This window comes from Endozoicomonas arenosclerae, assembly GCF_001562015.1.
Lineage (GTDB): Bacteria > Pseudomonadota > Gammaproteobacteria > Pseudomonadales > Endozoicomonadaceae > Endozoicomonas_A > Endozoicomonas_A arenosclerae.
The window spans coordinates 1-549 of sequence record NZ_LASA01000297.1; the positions used below are offsets into that span (position 1 = coordinate 1).

Annotated in this window: 1 protein-coding gene; it reads right to left on the minus strand. The window is 47.4% G+C overall.

Going from position 1 to position 549, the window contains the following annotated elements; genetic code table 11:
* Nucleotides 1–451 (minus strand): IS110 family transposase (locus WG89_RS28850; RefSeq protein WP_153301909.1); only part of this gene is annotated, 451 nt, incomplete at its 3' end.
* Between the last annotated feature and the right edge of the window lie 98 nt (nt 452–549).

Genomic DNA, 549 nt, shown 5'->3' on the forward strand with positions numbered 1-549 from the left:
TGCTCTTTATGGCCTTAAAACTTTTCTGCTGCTCTGTACTTTCGTTTTTCATAGCAGCGACAAGGGTTCTTTCCAGTTCATCAATGAGCTTTTTCAGAGCCATCAAAGCCTCATTGAGGGCATCCAGCTCAATGGGTAAATCTTTGCATGTCATTGAAATAGCCTGCTTATGCCTGACTACCGTTGCACGGTGGGTAGTCAGTACTCTGATGAGTGTCTGATTGCTTGTAGCAGGCTCCCAGGGTCTGAGGTGCTCATATTCATTGCACAAATAGCGCCGTATGATTTCAGCATCTGTTTTATCATTTTTTTGACGGCGCCCAATACCTTTGGCGTAGTAATGTACATCTCTGGGGTTGAGCACATAGACTTCGTGGACTCTTTCGAACGCAATAGAGGCCAGTAGCTGGTGGTAACAGCCCGTTGCTTCCATAGCCAGGGCTGTTACCACCAGCTACTGGCCTCTATTGCGTTCGAAAGAGTCCACGAAGTCTATGTGCTCAACCCCAGTGATGTACATTACTACGCCAAAGGTATTGGGCGCCGTCA